The following is a 15687-nucleotide window of genomic DNA, read 5'->3' as shown; positions in this document are numbered from 1 at the left end:
TTTCTGGTGGGAATAATGTTGCCAGCTGATCGCAGTTTGGTGGATCGGCGCTGCCTTGAATCGTCTGACCCGCTCCATATTCTTCTGCCCCTGAGACAGGAAGTTGGAAGCTGGCGTAATTTGTGCCTTCGCTTTTCTTGCCATTTGGTTTGATACCAGCGTCGTAGCCGGTCAGCTCCTTGAAGGCGTTGCTAGCTTCGCTATCCGTTTGAGTCTCGCTGAGGATGACACCAATTAATTCTGTCTTCCCATTGCTTTTTTTCTGCCAAGAAATCCAACCATCCAGATCAAGGATCTTGTTGGAATTGCTGAGGGTGATTGAAACGGTGCAGGCGATGTCATTGCCCTGCTGTGGCTTGTCACTTCTGAGGTCCCGTGGCGGACTCAGAGTGATCTCTTGAATGCCTGCCGATGAAAACAGCTGAATTGACTTAGAACCTTTGGCTGGCTCTAATTGTTCGCCAATATACCCATTGCTAAACGTAAGGAAAGAATCTAATTTTTCGCAGCCCATTAATTGTCATTGCCGTCATTTCTTTCATGGTAAAGACGTCTATCGATCTCTATTGCGCTACAGCTCTAAATATGTCCTTTTGGGATCAGGCCCATCGTTGAGGTCTGGTCCAGCACTGATCAGCCGGTGTATTTCGCTGTTCTGATCCGGCGTGCCAAGCCCAAACGCTTCAGCAAGCGAACGTGTTGCCAGGTGAAGTCGAATTCGAACCAGCGCAGACCATGGCGGGCACTGGCGGGGTGGGCGTGGTGGTTGTTATGCCAGCCCTCACCGAACGAGAGCAGCGCCACCCACCAGCAATTGCGGGAGAGATCAGGGCAATCAAAGTTCCGATAACCGAAAGCATGGGTGGCTGAATTCACCAGCCAGGTCACGTGATACACAACAACCAGGCGCAGGGGAATGGACCAGAGCACCAAGCCAAGGCCACCGCCGTGCACCTGTGCAGCTTCGCCGTACCAATACAGGCCCAAGCCCAGGGGCACTTGCAGCAGCAGGAACCAACGGTCCAGCCAGCGGTAAAAGGGATCACATTGCAGATCACCGGCGTATCGGTCCAGTTCCTTCAGGGCTGGAATCTCGTGGAGCATCCATTCGCTGTGGCTCCACCACAGTCCACGGCCAGCGTCATGGTGATCATTCGGTTGGTCGGAGAAGCGATGGTGGTGGCGGTGCAGCCCGACCCATTCGATCGGGCCGCTCTGGCAGGCCAGGGTTCCCATCAACACCAGGATCCGTTCCACCCACACCGGAACCACAAGGCTGCGGTGGGCAACCAGGCGATGCAGGCCCAAGGTCACCCCCAGAACGGTCATCCAATAGAGAACGCCAAAGGCGACGATCCCCTGCCAACTCCAGAACCAAGGCAGCAGGGCCACCGTGGCCAGAACGTGATTCACCAGCATGAAGCTGGTGGTTCCCCACTTAATCTTGCGCTGTTTGGCAGGTAGGGGTTCACGCCGAGCCGTGACCGCCGCGCGTTGCCGCAGCTCGCGGGTGTCGGCTGTTTGCGAGGAAACCAATCGAATGCTCCTGGAAGTAAGGAACCGCGGATTCAGAGAGTTCTGAGGCGGAACGTGCCGTTAATGACAGAAATCTAAAGGAGTTGTCTGACGGCAGTGAGCGTTCCACCCTCGCATGGTCGCGCAGATTGCTTGGATTGGGATGGATGAGGCCCTGGGGATGAATCAGCAGAGCATCGACGTCGCCCAGGATCTGGTGGATGCTGTGACGCAGGATCTGTGCGCCGCAGCGCAGGTCAGAACCAACGCGGTGGAGCAGCGTTTGGCCCGGGTGTTGCAGGCGATGGCCGAGGAGAAGCTCGGCACGCAGCACTTTGCCTCGCTCACCGGTTACGGCCATGGTGACCAGGGCCGTGAGCTGGTGGATCGTGTGTTTGCCCGCGTTCTCGGCGCTGAGGCTGCCGCGGTTCGCATGCAGTTCGTCAGTGGCACCCACGCGATCGCCGCTGCTTTGTTCGGTGTGCTTCGACCCGGTGATCGCTTGCTGTCGGTCACCGGCCGTCCCTACGACACCCTCGAGGAAGTGATCGGTCTGCGTGAGCAGGGCCAGGGTTCCTTGGCTGAATTCGGTGTGACCTACGACGAGCTGGCGTTGACGGATGCCGGGGCTGTCGATGGCGCGGCTCTCGATCGCGCTTTGGAGCAGCCCTGTCGGATGGTGCTGATTCAACGCAGTTGCGGTTACAGCTGGCGGCCTTCGATCTCCGTGGCGCAGATCGGGGAGATCTGCGCTCGGATTCATGCCCGTCAACCGGATTGCATCTGCTTTGTGGACAACTGCTACGGAGAACTGGTGGAGGATCAGGAGCCAACCGCGGTTGGCGCCGATTTGATCGCTGGGTCGTTGATCAAAAATCTCGGTGGCACCATTGCGCCGACCGGCGGCTACGTGGCCGGCCGCGCGACCCTGGTGGAACAGGCCTGCTGCCGGCTCACGGCACCGGGCATCGGCAGTGAAGGCGGCACCGGGTTTGATCTGCAGCGTTTGGTGCTTCAGGGGTTGTTTCTGGCACCCCAGATGGTCGCGGAGGCCTTGATCGGTGCTGACCTCGTGGCGGGTGTGTTTGCCCGGCTTGGCTTTGCGGTGCAGCCCATGCCCGGAGGCTGGCGTGGTGATCTGATTCAGTCGGTTTGCCTCCGGGATCCGGAGGCGTTGAAAGTGGTCTGCCGGGCCTTCCAGGGCTGTTCACCCGTGGGGGCGTATTTGGACCCCGTTCCGGCGTCGATGCCTGGTTATGCCAGTGATCTCGTGATGGCTGGTGGCACCTTCATCGATGGCTCCACCAGCGAGTTCTCCGCCGACGCTCCACTGCGTGAACCGTTCAATTTGTATGTGCAAGGCGGCACCCACCGCGCCCATGTGCGATTGGCTTTGGTTCGCGCGTTATCGGCTTTGGCTGAGGCAGGGCTGATCGATCTCCCTCAGACTGGGAACAACTCCTGATTCGAGAGCCAATGGCATTCGAGTTTCCAGCTTCTTTTCGCTTCGCCGACAGCCACGAATATGCGAACGCGGATGGGGATCTGGTTCGTGTGGGCATCAGCGCCTTTGCTGTGGATCAGCTGGGTGACATCGTTTTCGTCGACCTCCCCGATGTGGGGGCCTCCCTGACCAAGGGCAGCAGCTTCGGATCCGTCGAATCCGTCAAGGCGGTGGAAGACATGTATGCCCCGCTGGATGGCGAGGTGGTGGAGCGCAATGAAGCGGTTCTCGCCAGTCCGGAGGAACTTCAGAACGATCCCCATGGGGCGGGCTGGCTGCTGGTGTTGCGGCCGAAGGACACGGCCCAGCTGGACTCCCTGCTGGATGCGGCGGCCTATGGCGCGAAGGTGAACGCCGGCTGATCGGCGCCTGCGGTCACGCTTCTTTACGATCGTGGACCCATCGCCGCTGCTGTTGTGACATCTCCCTTCTTGCAGCGGCATCTCGGTCCCGCTGCTTCGGAGCAGCAGCGGATGTTGGCGTCCCTCGGCTACTCCGACCTCGATACGTTTTTAAGGGATGTCGTTCCGTCGGCGATCTTCGACGAACAGGCCCCCACTGACGTTCTTCCTGAGGGTTGTGATGAGTTCACCGCCCTTCAAGATCTCCGGGGTATTGCCACGGCCAACCAGGCCCAGCGCTCCCTGATTGGCCTTGGCTACTACGGCACAGCTGTGCCGGCTGTGATCCAGCGCCATGTCTTTGAGAATCCGGCCTGGTACACGGCCTACACCCCTTATCAGGCGGAAATTGCCCAGGGACGCCTGGAGGTTTTGCTCAATTTCCAGACGTTGATCAGCGAGCTCACCGGCTTGCCGATCGCCAATGCCTCCCTGCTTGATGAGGCCACGGCCGCCGCTGAGGCGATGGGTCTGAGCGATGCGGTGTGCCGTCGTCCTGAGGCCCGTCGTTTTCTGGTCGATGCGTCGGTTCTGCCCCAGACCTACGCCGTCTTGCAGACCCGTGCCCAGCCCCTGGGTATCGAATTGGAGCGGGTCGACCTTGCGCAGGCTGATCTCGATGAGCGGGTGTTCGGGGTCCTGATTCAGTTGCCCGGTGCCAACGGTCAGCTCTGGGATCCGACCGACGTGATCGCTCGAGCCCATGCGGTGGGAGCGCTGGCCACCGTGGCGATTGATCCGTTGGCCCAAACCTTGATCGCACCGGTGGCTGATTTCGGTGCCGACATCGCCATCGGCAGTGCACAGCGTTTTGGTGTGCCGATGGGCTTCGGTGGGCCCCATGCGGCGTTTTTTGCCACACGGGAGGCCTACAAGCGTCAGATCCCCGGCCGCCTGGTGGGACAGTCCCGTGATGCCGAGGGCAACCCCGCCCTCCGGCTGGCGCTCCAGACCCGCGAGCAGCACATCCGTCGCGATAAAGCCACCAGCAACATCTGCACGGCACAGGTGCTGCTCGCGGTGATGGCCTCCTTCTATGCGGTGCACCACGGTCCCGATGGGCTGGTGGGGATCGCCCAGAGAATCGTCGGCTTCCGGCTGCAGTTAGAAGCAGCCATGACAGCGCTGGGTTACGCGCTGCCCTCCGGCTGTCGCTTCGACACGGTCACCGTGCAGTGTGAACAGGCTCCGGAGGTGCACCGTCAGGCTGTGGCGGCTGGATTTAATTTCCGCGTCCTGCCCGATGGGGTTGATCCCGACCAGGCGACCGGTTTTGGCATCAGCCTCGACGAATGCACCAGTGCCGAGGAAGTTTCTCGCCTGTGTGCCGTGCTTGCTGCGGCGGTGTCTCAGCCGGTACCGGCCTTGGCTCCTTTGCCGGCCCTGCCATCCGTGCTCGAGGAGATGCCGGCTCGGAAGTCCAGCTGGCTGATGCAACCGGTGTTTCAGCAGTACCGCAGTGAATCCGAGTTGCTGCGCTACATCCAGCGTTTGGTCAGCAAGGATCTCTCCCTGGTGCACGGGATGATTCCTCTGGGCAGCTGCACGATGAAACTCAATGCAGCGTCGGAGCTGCTCCCGGTGAGCTGGCCGGAATTTGCGTCTCTGCACCCCTTCGCACCCCAGGATCAAGGGGCGGGCTATCAGCAGCTCGCGGCGGATCTCGAGCAATGGCTCGCTGCTCTCACGGGCTTTGACTCCGTCTCGCTCCAGCCCAATGCCGGTTCCCAGGGCGAATACGCGGGGCTGCTGGTCATTCGTGCCTGGCATCGATCCCGGGGTGATGCCCAGCGTGATGTTTGCCTGATTCCCACCAGTGCTCACGGCACCAATCCGGCCAGTGCGGTGATGGCGGGATTACGGGTTGTGCCGGTGGCCTGTGATGCCGAGGGCAACATCGATCAGGACGATCTGGCTGCGCGGGCTGAGGAGCACGCCGACCGTCTGGCAGCCCTGATGGTGACCTATCCCTCCACCCATGGAGTGTTTGAGCCGGGGATCCGGAACATCTGCGAGCTGGTTCACCGCCATGGTGGTCAGGTCTATCTCGATGGGGCCAACCTCAATGCTCAGGTCGGGCTGTGTCGCCCGGGCGCCTATGGGGCAGATGTGTGTCACCTCAACCTGCACAAGACCTTTTGCATCCCCCACGGTGGCGGCGGCCCCGGTGTCGGACCGATCGGAGTGGCATCCCATCTGACACCGTTCCTGCCGGGTCATCCCTTGGCGGCTTCAGCTGTCGAGGCGATTGGTCCGGTGTCGGCGGCAGCGCTTGGCAGTGCCAGCATCCTGCCGATCAGCTGGATGTATCTGCGGATGATGGGGGCGGAGGCCCTGCGCCAGGCCAGTGCTGTTGCTCTGCTGGCTGCGAATTACCTGGCCTGGCGCCTCGACCCGCACTATCCCGTGTTGTTCCGCGGCGCCACAGGGCGAGTCGCCCATGAATGCATCCTTGATCTGAGACCCCTGAAACGCAGCGCAGGGATCGATGTGGATGACATCGCCAAACGTTTAATGGACTACGGCTTCCATGCGCCGACGGTCAGTTGGCCCGTGGCTGGCACGGTGATGGTGGAACCGACGGAAAGCGAAAGCCTCGCTGAACTGGATCGCTTCGCTGACGCGATGATTGCGATCCGAGAGGAGGTGCGGCTGATCGAATCCGGGGTGATGGATCCGGTTTTGAATCCGCTCAAGCAAGCGCCACACACGATGGTTGCCGTGACCGCTGAGCAATGGGATCGTCCTTACACGCGCGTGCAAGCGGCGTTCCCGATGCCGGGGCAGCAACAAAACAAGGTGTGGCCTGCGGTGGCGCGGATCGACAACGCCTACGGCGATCGCAATTTGGTGTGCACATGCCCCTCCGTGGAGGCCCTGGCCACTACCGCTTGAGATCTCACGCGGTAAATTTTCACTGAAAACCGAATTTTTGGTTTGATTCGTTCAGCCTTTCCGCTCAACTTGAGCAAGCTGTACGACATCTGATTCGTTCGTCAGGGGGACCATGGATCAGCGCAAGATCAACAACCAGCACCAGAGCAACAAACAACCGAACCTGCCCGAGCTTCCCGATGGTCTGAAAATGGCCCTTGAACGGGGCCACACCCTCGCCATTGAGGGCACCAATGTGGTTCGAGTTCCGTTTGGTGTGCGACAGCCTCGTCGCCGTCGGCCGGAGCGGCCCGCGCGTTGGGCCACCTTGGTGCTTCCTTTCCAGTCGATCGACTCGCCGACGCCACCGCCGGCGGCCGCTTGAGTTCAGCTGGCCATCGGATGAGCGTTGTCGTGGTTCATTAAGCGCTCATCCAATTGGCCTTTGACGTCAGCCAGCGAGCATGGCTTGGTCCGAAAGGGCAGCACAGCCATGGGGCTTCGTTCTGGTCGCACCAACCAGGAATGGTTGGCATGTTGCAGCAGGAGAAATCCGCGATAGCGAATCGCAGTTTCTTGTGATGGATGAAATCCCATTGCTCGGGGGATTTGGTGGGTTGTTTTGATTATTTAAGGGCCATGATTTTGGTTCGCCAGGCAACTGCTGATTTTGTTTGGGATTGGACGTGGAAATAGTGATGTTTGGCAATTCCTGTCTGAATTCTGGGTGTGATCCCTTTGCTGGTATGGCTTTTGCGCGAGTTGGTCTCATTGCGTCCGTGCAATTAAGTTCATTCTGAACATCAAAAAATCGGCATCATCTGATAACTCTTCAGCTGTTTGGAGGTGTGGTTGCTGCGGGGCAATCCGCGCCGTTTCCGTGAAGCGCAGCCGGCGGGCTCCCGGGCCACGGTGTGGTCGGCCTTGAACGGTTGCATTGTTCAGCTGGAGACGGTTCAGACCTGTAAGGGCTGTTGTTGCAACAGGCGTTGGAGAAGGTCGTCAATGCTGTCGTCTTTGGCGGGCTTGGCGACATTGCTGAGCAATTGCCGGCCCACCACCTCGGCGCCGAGGTGGGTGAGCTGGATCCGCATGGAGATCAACACTTCCATGCCCCCTCCTCCGGAATGGGTGGCGATGGCAATGGGGCGGCCATTGAAGAGTCCCCGGAAGTCATCGCCTTGAACGGACAGCCAGGCAATGGCGTTGCTCAGGCAGGGCGGGATCGATCCGTTGTATTCCGGGGCACAAATCACCCAGCGGGGTGTGCTTGCCAACAGCTCCTGGAGCGGGGCGATGGCTGTTGGTACCCCATGGGCTTCTTGGGTTCTTGGCGTGAACAGGGGAAGGTCGAGCGTTGTGAGATCCAGGAGTTCGGCCTGGTGGCCAAGGTTGCGGGCGTTGGTTTGGAAGCGTTGGGCCAGCTTGAGGTTTTCCCCATTGCTGGCCGTGATGACCAACACATCGAGTGGCTTCACTGATCTCATGCCCAGGCCTTCCACCATGCACGCTGAATCTTGCCTGATGTCTCTCTGCTGTCAGGCCATGGCCTGGGGTGGCCGAACTGCGCGCTTTCCGACCCATGAATTCAAGAGTTCTCAGGGATGAACGCCTCAGGGGTTGGATTTGTGGCTAACCCTGGGGATGCCATTGTCTTGAGCTGCTTGTGACCGTCGAGGTTGTTGGCATGCTGGCGCGGGATCCAGCGTTAACCCAGGGAGGCACGCTGATTGATGCCCTGGGCTGGTCATTTGTTGCCATGGTGTCGGCATTGATCTCAGCCTGCCTGGGAGCCGTTTTCCAGCCAACAAAGCAGATCACGGCCGTATTTCTTGCCTTTAGCTGCGGCTTGCTGATTTCGTTGCTCTGCTTCGATCTGATGCAGGTTGCGCTCGAGCTTGGAGGGATCATTGCGGCTCTGACCGGTTTTTTCCTCGGTTTAGTGAGCTACGTGTTGGTGAACCGACGCTTGGCGGAGAAAGGCATTAAGCGTCGTTGTTCGGCGGACTGTGGCGGTGTGACGGTCCTGGATGCAGACCAACAAAAGGAAAAAGCCACGGCCATGGCGTTGGTGTTTGGTGCTGCCCTCGATGGCATTCCGGAATCCATCAGCATTGGCATTGCACTGCTCGAAAATCCACTGATCAGTGTGTCCGTGGTGGTGGCTGTGGCGGTCGCCAATATTCCGGAAGGTCTTGCCAGTGGTGCCGGCCTTCGCCGGTCAGGACTGTCGCTCAGAAAGATTCTCACCATCTGGTCGATGGTTGTCGTGCTCTGTGTCGTGGCAGCAGGGTTGGCCCATTCGCTGATGGCCAACGCGCCGGCGGTGCTGAAAGCGATGGTCACGGCCTTTGCTGGTGGCGGTGTCCTGGCCATGACCTTGCAGACCGTGATTCCTGAGGCCTACGAAGGGACCCACGACAGCGTGAGTCTCCTCGGTGGGCTGGGCTTTGCCCTGGCGTTTTGCATCGTGGTTCTGTTCCACTGATGCGACGGCTCAGGCTGCTTTGAGTTCGACCTCGCGGTAAGGCACAAAGCTCGCCTTGCGTGCGCCACAGATCGGACATTGCCAGTCGTCGGGGATGGCCTCGAAGGGCGTCCCCGCTGCAATGCCGGAGTCGGGATCGCCCTGGGCAGGGTCGTAGATCATGGAGCAGACCTTGCAGATCCACAGGCCGGTGATGGGTTGATCGGCTTCGCCGGCTGTGCCCTTGCCCTCAAGGGCCTCAAGGGCCACGCCATAACGTTTGGCGTGGTGCTCTTCGATGGGGCTCAGCAGTCCGAAGTTTTTCGCAGCGGTTTGAAAGACGCCGGCGTGCTCTTCGGATTCGCGCGTCTGGTCCTTGAATTCGGCTTCGGCGCCTTGATCCCTGTCGTCTCTGGCCTGCGCCGCGAACTCGGGATACATCGTGGTGAATTCATAGGTTTCTCCCTCAATCGCCAGTTGCAGGCAGCGGCTGAGGACGGCTTGTTTCTGCTCGTCGCTGAGGGGTTCCTTGTCGCTGACGACCAGTTCCGGATGCAGCAGCCGGAAGTGGGCAAAGGCGTGCTCAGTTTCCTGGGCAGCGGTGTCGCGGAACAACTTGGCGAGCTCGGGATGACCGAGCTTCTTGGCGACATCGGCAAAGAACAGGTACTTGCGGTTGGCCATGCTCTCGCCTCCGAAGGCGGCCTCAAGGTTGGCCAGGGTGGATGGCTTGGAGAGGTCCATCGGAGTGCTGCGGAGATCCACCAAGCCTAGCGCTAACTCGTAGTCGGTATGAGTTAGGAGTTGTTGCGGGCCGGGCGGCTCAGTAGTTGGCGCCGCTGCGGCGTTGGTGCACGGCCGTTGTTCCCTCGGCGTCAAAGATGCCGCCATGACTCACTTCGGCGTAAAGCAGCCAGTGGTCACCACATTCCATGCGCTGTTTGACACTGCCTTCAAGCCAGGCGAGGGCCTGTGGCAGCAGCGGTTGTTCGGCCGGGCTTTGTTCGAGGGTGAGACCTGCGAAACGGTCTGCACCGGGATCAAACGGTTGCAGAAACTGTTTCATCAAGTCGTTTTCGCGGCCGTCGGCCAAAACGTTCAGGGCGAAGCAGTCTCCCTTGTGCAACAGCGCTTCCACCGCCCGGTCTTTGGCAACGGCCACGGTGATTCCCGGTGGGCTGAAGCTGGCCTGGCTCACCCAGCTGGCCACCATCGCACCGCTGAGGTCCCCTTTCCGGGTCGTCAGCACGCACAGTGAACCGATCACCCGGCCGAGGGCAAGAACGGCGGGGTCGCTGCGGCTTTCGCTGAGGCCACCGGCGCTGCGCCGTTGGGCACGCCGCTGTGATTGCAACAGCTGACGGGCAAAGCGGGTGCCGGTCTCCTCCAACTCCTTGAGCTTGGTGGCATCGGGGCTGAACTTGATTCGGATGGGCTCAAAGCCAAAGCTGAACCCTCCATCCCGCAGCTTGGTTTCCAGCAGGTCCACAGCCTCTCCACTCCAGCCGAAGCTGCCGAACACCCCCACCGGTTTGCTGCGATCACCTTCCGAGAGCAGGGTGCCGAGGGCCGACACGATGGGTGTTGGTGCATGGCCGCCGAGGGTCGGGGAGCCGATCAGCACGGCATCGGCTTCTTCAATCGCGGCGACCAGAGCATCGGCGGGGGTGAATTCGCAGTTGAGGCTGTTCACGCGCACGCCCGTTCTGTTCACCCCTTGGGCCAGCGCGTCGGCGATGGCGGCGGTGTTGCCGTACGCACTGGCGAACAGCAACGTCACCGTGAGGCTGGCCTGCTGGTGACGTTCTCCCCAGCGGCGGTAGTCACTGAACAGGCTCCGCCAGCTGCCTTCGATGGCGGGGCCATGGCCTGGGGCGATCGTGCGAATGTCGAGCTCCTCGAGCCGATCCACCAGGGCATCCACCTGGGCGGCCATCGGTGCCATCAGGCAGTCGTAGAAGTGCCGGCGCTCCTCTTCTGTGCTGCTGCGGTTGCTTTCTGCCCAGTCCGTGGTGCAGAGGTGAGCGCTGAAGAACTTGTCGCTCATCAGCAAGCCCAGGCTGGCTTCAAACGCCAGCAGGCCCCCGGGCCAGCGTGGTGTTGGGGTTGCCAGCAGCGTCAGTTCGCGGCCATGCGCCAGGTTGAGCGTCTCTTCGTGACGGATCACCTGGAGCGGCGGGATGTCCGGGATCGGCGGTTCGTCACTGGCCTGGCCCGGCGCCACCGGTTTGCGCTGGCTCCACAGTTCATTCAGAAGCTTGGCGCCGGCGTTGGATGTGATCAGCGTCAGCGCATGGCCGGTCTCGGCCAGGGCATGCAGCATCGCCACGCGGTTGGGGTTGACGTGGCCAACCACGACGCGCAGGGGCTGGCTTTCGCCTTCGAGGGCCTGGTCCAGGGCCGGTAGGAAGACATCGCGATAGGCCACGCCGGGGGGGTGGACCAGCACCGCCGGGCATCCATCCCCGGCGGTGAACAGCACGCTGTTGGCGGTGCTGCCACGCTCCAGCGCATATTCCAGTTCGAAGCGGTGACGCTGGGGGCTGAGGCCCCGCAGGCTGATGACACCGGTCTCGATGGAGTGGTGGATCGTGCGACGCCCTGCAGCTGTGGTGGTCACGCTCGTCCTCGAAGCCTGTCGAATGTAGGCGTGTTATTCACTGGTCATGTCGGCGTCAAGGCCAGGGTTGTGGGACGCACGGTTGTTGTTGGTTCCTCGCAGCTGATCACGACGCTGTCGGCGTTGGCCTATCTGCGCTGGCGTGGCATCCAGGCGTCCGTGCTCAGGATCGTGTCCTTGAAAGCCGGAGATCTGATCCATGCGTCCTCGGCGTTTGAGCAGGAGCTCCAGCGCGTGGCGACCGCGGAGGGGCATCGCTGCATCGTTCAAAGCCATGGCCCATCGCCCTTGGGCTCTGAGCCACTCCACTGCGATCTGCTGCTGCTGCCTCGCTTGGATGATCAGGAAGGTCAGACCCTGTTAGCGGCCTGCCCTGCCGCGGAGGTGGTGGAGCTGGGTGAATCCATCGGTGTGGAGACCCGGCTGTACTCCTTTTCGGCACGCCGGACCCGGTCTCGGGCGTTGCAGGCGTTAAGGGCACGCCATGGTCCGGACGGCTTCACCCTGGCGCCGTTAATCCCAATCCATCGGGATGTCGAGGTGTCCAGGTTGTGCTGTCTGCTGGAGCTGTGCTCAGCGTTCCGCCGGCAGATCGAGACAGCAGGGCGATCGCCGGAGGCTTTGCCGTCTGATGCGGCCCTTGTCTGCTTGCCTTATCTGAAGGTCCGCTCATGGCGGTGGCGCTTCAAGCTCGCCGGGCGGCAGTTGGGTTGGCGTCAGCCGCCCCAGCTCTTGAACCTTGCTTATATCCGCGCCGCTTTGAACCCTTTGTTCAAGTGTCAGGGGGGCCAGGCCGTTTGGATTCAGGCGCACCCCAAAAACCATCGCCACCGCGAGCTGATTCAGGTGGCGCTGCAGCCGATGGCCGGCTCTGGCTCTGCGCGGCTGCAGGTGCTGGATGGGACGGCACCGCTGGAGGTGTTGCTCACCCAGCAGCTGATGGCTGGTCCGGCCCAGGGAACCGTGGCTGGCTTTGGGACCAATCTGCTTTCAGCTGCTGTGTTTCTGCATCCCCATGCCGATCGGGTGCAGCTGTGTGCCGCCCCCCACGGCAAGGGGCCGATGCGTTGGTGGTGGCGTACGTTCACGGCGCTGTTTCAGCGCCGTGAACTGCTCCGCCGGCGCCATGTGCAAACAACCCTCACCAATCTGCAATCGGCGTTTCAGCAGCTGAACGCTCAGTAGTGGTTGCCCACCTTGCGGTGGTGCACTGCGGTCGCGGCTTCGGCATCGGCGACGTTGCCCTGTTCGACCACGGCATAGATGATCCAGTGATCGGGGCCCTCCAAGCGTTGCTCCACCCGGCAGCTGAGGAAGGCGAGGGCATCGCTGAGGACCGGTCCGCCTTTGGCCACATCGTCGAGGGTGTTGATGCCGGCGAAACGATCGGCGCCGGGGGGGAAACGCTTGAGGAAATGACGCAGCAGGGTCTGGTGGTTGTCCTGCCGCAGCACATTGAGAACGAACCGGTCGCCGACCTGCATCAGGGCTTCAATGGCACGGTCCTTGGCCACGGCCACCGTCAGGCCCGGAGGAGAGAAGCTGGCCTGGCTCACCCAGCTCGCCACCATCGCGCTGCGGCGCAGGCTGTCGGCTTCGCCTTGGCTGGCGGTCACCACATACAGCCCGCCACTGATGCGTCCAAGGGCTTTGTCGAGGTCGCCATCGAGGCTTTTCATCGCCGCAATGGTCTTCTCCTTGGTCAGGAACTGGCCCAGGTCGGTGCCTGATTCCTCACAGCGTTGGTAATCGCTGCCCTGGGGTAGCTGCTTGATCCGCAGCGGACTGAAGGCCTGCTTCTGCCCCTGTTGGGTGATCTGCGCGGCGACGGCATCGATCGGTTCATCATTGCCGCCGAAGGCGTCATAGACCCCGACCAGTTGCTTGGGATGCAATCCGGCGAGCAGGGTGCCGATGGAGGTCTGCAGATCGCTGTCTGGTTCCGCTGGCCAGGTCGGCACCACCACGGCCTGGGCATCGCCGATCAGAGCGGTCAGCTCCTGCGCATCGGTGGCCCGCAGATCCACCAGCTGCACCTGGGCTCCAGCCTTGCCGATGCCGTGGGCAATCGCCTGGCTGATCCGATCGGAGTAGCCGTATTGGCTCAGGTAACAAACGGCTGCATAGCGCTCGCCCTTGCTGCGCTGACCGCTCCACTCGCGGTAGTCCTCGATCCAGTGGCTGAGATGGTCGCGCAGCAGGGGGCCATGGCCCACGGCGATCGTGTTGATCTCCGGCAGGCCATCCATGCGCTTCAGCGCCTGCAGCACACTGCGGGCATTGGGGCCCATCAGGCAGTCGTAGTAGAAGCGGAAATCCGGGGCGATGGCGCCCGGGTCACGGTCGAAGACCTCGTCTGAGCAGTAGTGCAGACCAAAGGCGTCGCAGGTGAACAGGATCCCGCTGCCGTGGTCAAAGGAAAAGATCGTGTCCGGCCAGTGCAGGTTCGGGGCGCTGAGGAATTCAATCCGGTGTTGCACGCCGCTGTCGGGGTTGATGCCCAGATCCAGCTCCTCACCGCTCTTCACGGCTCTGGATTGGAACGGGCGATGCACCTGATCTTTGAGGAATTGCAGTGCAACCTTGGATCCGACGATTTCGATGTCGGGGTTGAGGTCGAGCAGATCACCGATCAGGCCGGAATGATCCGGTTCGGTGTGACTCACGATCAACACATCGATCGCCGTTGGATCGATCTGCTCCTTCAACAGGGGAATCCAGGTTTCGCGGAATTTGGCGTGGCTGGTGTCGACCAGCGCCGTGCGCTCTCCGCGGATCAGGAATGCGTTGTAGGTCGTGCCGTTCCGGAGACCAAATTCAATGTCGAAGCGGCTGCGGTCCCAGTCCAGGGAGCGCAGGGTGGTGGTGTCCGGGCCGATCGCTTCGCACTGCAGGCTGAGTTTGGGAGCGGAAGGAGCGACGACCATGAAACCGACCGTGACGTCTGGCGACTGTAGGGAGGCTGTCCAGGGTCATGACATCGAGACTGCAAACACGTTCGTGAGCCTCCATGGAGACCAACTCGCCCAATCCAGCGCCAAGGGCCCTGCGCAAAAGCATTGGGCCCGGCATTCTTTTGGCCGGTGCATGCATCGGTGGCTCCCACTTGATGTCATCGACCACGGCTGGAGCCCGCTTCGGTTTCGCCTTGGTGGTGCTGATCCTGCTGACCAATCTGTTCAAGTACCCCTTCCTGCGCGTCGGCACCCGTTTCACCTCCGCCACGGGCATGTCCCTGTTGGAGGGGTTCCAGCGGCGCAATGTCGCCTATTTGCCGCTCTACCTGATGGTGAGCCTGGTGACGGGAACGCTCACGATCGCGGCGGTGAGTTTTGTGGCCGGCCTGTTGCTGACCAATGTGCCGCTGCTGGGGGAATTCAACGAGTACGCCCTGGCCGTGGCGGTGCTGATGGTCAGTGGTCTCGTGCTGTTGCTCGGGCATTACAAAGCCCTGGATCGCCTGTCCAAGCTGTTGGTGGCGTTGCTGACTCTGCTGACCGGTGTAGCGGCGGTGTCGTTGTTGGTCCGTGGTCCAGTGGGCGATGTCGGGGCCAGTTGGTTGGCCACGGAATCGTCTCCCTGGACCTTGGCGAACCTCGGTTTTCTGATTCCGCTGATGGGTTGGATGCCCGGACCGGTGGAGATGTGTGTGTGGCCTTCGCTCTGGATGTTCTCCCGGGCTCGCGACACTGAGCACACTGCGACTCCAGCGGAGGCGGAGTTCGATTTCAACCTGGGCTATGGGGTCACGGTGGTGACCGCCATGTTCTTCGTGATCCTCGGTGCTTACACGATGTATGGCACCGGTGATGGCATGCTCGCGGGCAGTGGTGTGGCCTTCGCCCAGCGTTTGATTCGTCTCTACACCGAGGCGATGGGCGGTTGGGCCGCGTGGGTGATCATTCCCGCCGCCTTTGCGGCGATGTTCAGCACAACGATCACCTGCCTGGATGCCTACCCCCGCAGCATTGCTGCGATCCAAGGGTTGTGGAAGGGGCAGGACAGTGGTGATGCGTCGCCTGGCCCCCAGCGCCGTCGCTTCAGCTTCTGGATGGTGCTGCACCTTCTGGCAGCGATCGTGGCGTTGTTGCTGGCGCAGTGGACCGGTTTGACGGTGAAGCAATTTGTCTTCGGTGCCATGACCGGCAGCTTCATCACGGCACCGTTGTTCGCCTGGATGGCGATGGACACGATCAACAGTTCCCTGGTGCCGCCGGCCCATCGTTATGGAACGGCCATGCGTGCTTTGAGTTGGACGGGTCTGGTGTTTCTGAGTGGCTTCAGCCTGTTGTTCATTGCCCGCTTC

Annotated in this window: 15 protein-coding genes; 7 read left to right on the top strand and 8 right to left on the bottom strand. The window is 61.4% G+C overall.

Annotated features, from left to right (window positions below):
* Together ACGVKB_RS11150 and ACGVKB_RS11145 are read right to left on the bottom strand one after the other, a co-directional pair.
* A partial coding sequence (locus ACGVKB_RS11150; RefSeq protein ID WP_392351806.1) for a hypothetical protein occupies positions 1 to 514 on the bottom strand: 514 nt, incomplete at its 3' end.
* 119 nt (positions 515 to 633) lie between these two features.
* Positions 634 to 1536: an acyl-CoA desaturase gene (locus ACGVKB_RS11145; protein WP_392351805.1), complete on the bottom strand. Its 903-nt coding sequence runs from the start codon at positions 1534 to 1536 to the stop codon at positions 634 to 636.
* A 142-nt stretch (positions 1537 to 1678) separates the two neighbouring features.
* On the opposite strand from ACGVKB_RS11145, the gene ACGVKB_RS11140 reads away from it, so the two are divergent.
* The 4 genes from ACGVKB_RS11140 (at position 1679) to ACGVKB_RS11125 (ending at position 6679) form a co-directional block, all read left to right on the top strand.
* A complete protein-coding gene (locus ACGVKB_RS11140) occupies positions 1679 to 2980 on the top strand; it encodes an aminotransferase class I/II-fold pyridoxal phosphate-dependent enzyme (protein ID WP_392351809.1) in 1302 nt (433 codons plus the stop codon).
* Positions 2981 to 2991: 11 nt separating this feature from the next.
* Positions 2992 to 3381: a glycine cleavage system protein GcvH gene (gcvH, locus tag ACGVKB_RS11135; protein ID WP_392351804.1), complete on the top strand. Its 390-nt coding sequence runs from the start codon at positions 2992 to 2994 to the stop codon at positions 3379 to 3381.
* A gap of 54 nt (positions 3382 to 3435) precedes the next feature.
* The gene (gene gcvP / locus ACGVKB_RS11130; RefSeq protein ID WP_392351803.1) at positions 3436 to 6315 is read left to right on the top strand and encodes an aminomethyl-transferring glycine dehydrogenase; all 2880 of its coding nucleotides are present in this window, start codon (positions 3436 to 3438) and stop codon (positions 6313 to 6315) included.
* Positions 6316 to 6427: 112 nt separating this feature from the next.
* A complete protein-coding gene (locus ACGVKB_RS11125) occupies positions 6428 to 6679 on the top strand; it encodes a hypothetical protein (RefSeq protein ID WP_392351802.1) in 252 nt (83 codons plus the stop codon).
* A 2-nt stretch (positions 6680 to 6681) separates the two neighbouring features.
* Here the strand turns inward: ACGVKB_RS11125 and ACGVKB_RS11120 are convergent, their stop codons facing one another.
* From ACGVKB_RS11120 to ACGVKB_RS11110, 3 genes are all read right to left on the bottom strand, one after another.
* A complete protein-coding gene (locus ACGVKB_RS11120; protein ID WP_392351801.1) occupies positions 6682 to 6891 on the bottom strand; it encodes a hypothetical protein in 210 nt (69 codons plus the stop codon).
* A 206-nt stretch (positions 6892 to 7097) separates the two neighbouring features.
* The gene (locus ACGVKB_RS11115; protein WP_392351800.1) at positions 7098 to 7232 is read right to left on the bottom strand and encodes a hypothetical protein; all 135 of its coding nucleotides are present in this window, start codon (positions 7230 to 7232) and stop codon (positions 7098 to 7100) included.
* An 18-nt stretch (positions 7233 to 7250) separates the two neighbouring features.
* The gene (locus ACGVKB_RS11110) at positions 7251 to 7781 is read right to left on the bottom strand and encodes an NADPH-dependent FMN reductase (RefSeq protein WP_392351808.1); all 531 of its coding nucleotides are present in this window, start codon (positions 7779 to 7781) and stop codon (positions 7251 to 7253) included.
* A 179-nt stretch (positions 7782 to 7960) separates the two neighbouring features.
* On the opposite strand from ACGVKB_RS11110, the gene ACGVKB_RS11105 reads away from it, so the two are divergent.
* Complete coding sequence (locus ACGVKB_RS11105; protein ID WP_392351799.1) at positions 7961 to 8782, top strand: ZIP family metal transporter; 822 nt, start codon at positions 7961 to 7963, stop codon at positions 8780 to 8782.
* 9 nt (positions 8783 to 8791) lie between these two features.
* Here the strand turns inward: ACGVKB_RS11105 and ACGVKB_RS11100 are convergent, their stop codons facing one another.
* Together ACGVKB_RS11100 and ACGVKB_RS11095 are read right to left on the bottom strand one after the other, a co-directional pair.
* Entirely contained in the window at positions 8792 to 9505 is a 714-nt protein-coding gene (locus ACGVKB_RS11100) for a rubrerythrin family protein (RefSeq protein WP_392351807.1), read from the bottom strand.
* A 79-nt stretch (positions 9506 to 9584) separates the two neighbouring features.
* Positions 9585 to 11381, bottom strand: coding sequence for a diflavin flavoprotein (locus ACGVKB_RS11095; RefSeq protein WP_392351798.1), 1797 nt, complete (start codon positions 11379 to 11381; stop codon positions 9585 to 9587).
* 30 nt (positions 11382 to 11411) lie between these two features.
* Here ACGVKB_RS11095 and ACGVKB_RS11090 point away from each other — a divergent pair, with 30 nt between their 5' ends.
* The gene (locus ACGVKB_RS11090; protein WP_392351797.1) at positions 11412 to 12566 is read left to right on the top strand and encodes a hypothetical protein; all 1155 of its coding nucleotides are present in this window, start codon (positions 11412 to 11414) and stop codon (positions 12564 to 12566) included.
* On the opposite strand, the gene ACGVKB_RS11085 is transcribed toward ACGVKB_RS11090, so the two are convergent.
* Positions 12560 to 14308 (bottom strand): diflavin flavoprotein, encoded by a 1749-nt coding sequence (locus ACGVKB_RS11085; protein ID WP_392351796.1) that lies wholly within the window; start codon positions 14306 to 14308, stop codon positions 12560 to 12562. The genes ACGVKB_RS11090 and ACGVKB_RS11085 overlap by 7 nt on opposite strands.
* 83 nt (positions 14309 to 14391) lie before the next feature.
* Between ACGVKB_RS11085 and ACGVKB_RS11080 the strand changes: the two genes are divergently transcribed.
* The coding region (locus ACGVKB_RS11080; protein WP_392351795.1) for an NRAMP family divalent metal transporter at positions 14392 to 15687 on the top strand (1296 nt) is incomplete at its 3' end.

This window comes from Parasynechococcus sp. (assembly GCF_042954325.1).
GTDB lineage: Bacteria > Cyanobacteriota > Cyanobacteriia > PCC-6307 > Cyanobiaceae > Parasynechococcus.
Note: the sequence above shows the minus strand (reverse complement) of the source record. Positions and strands in the feature narration are given on the sequence as shown.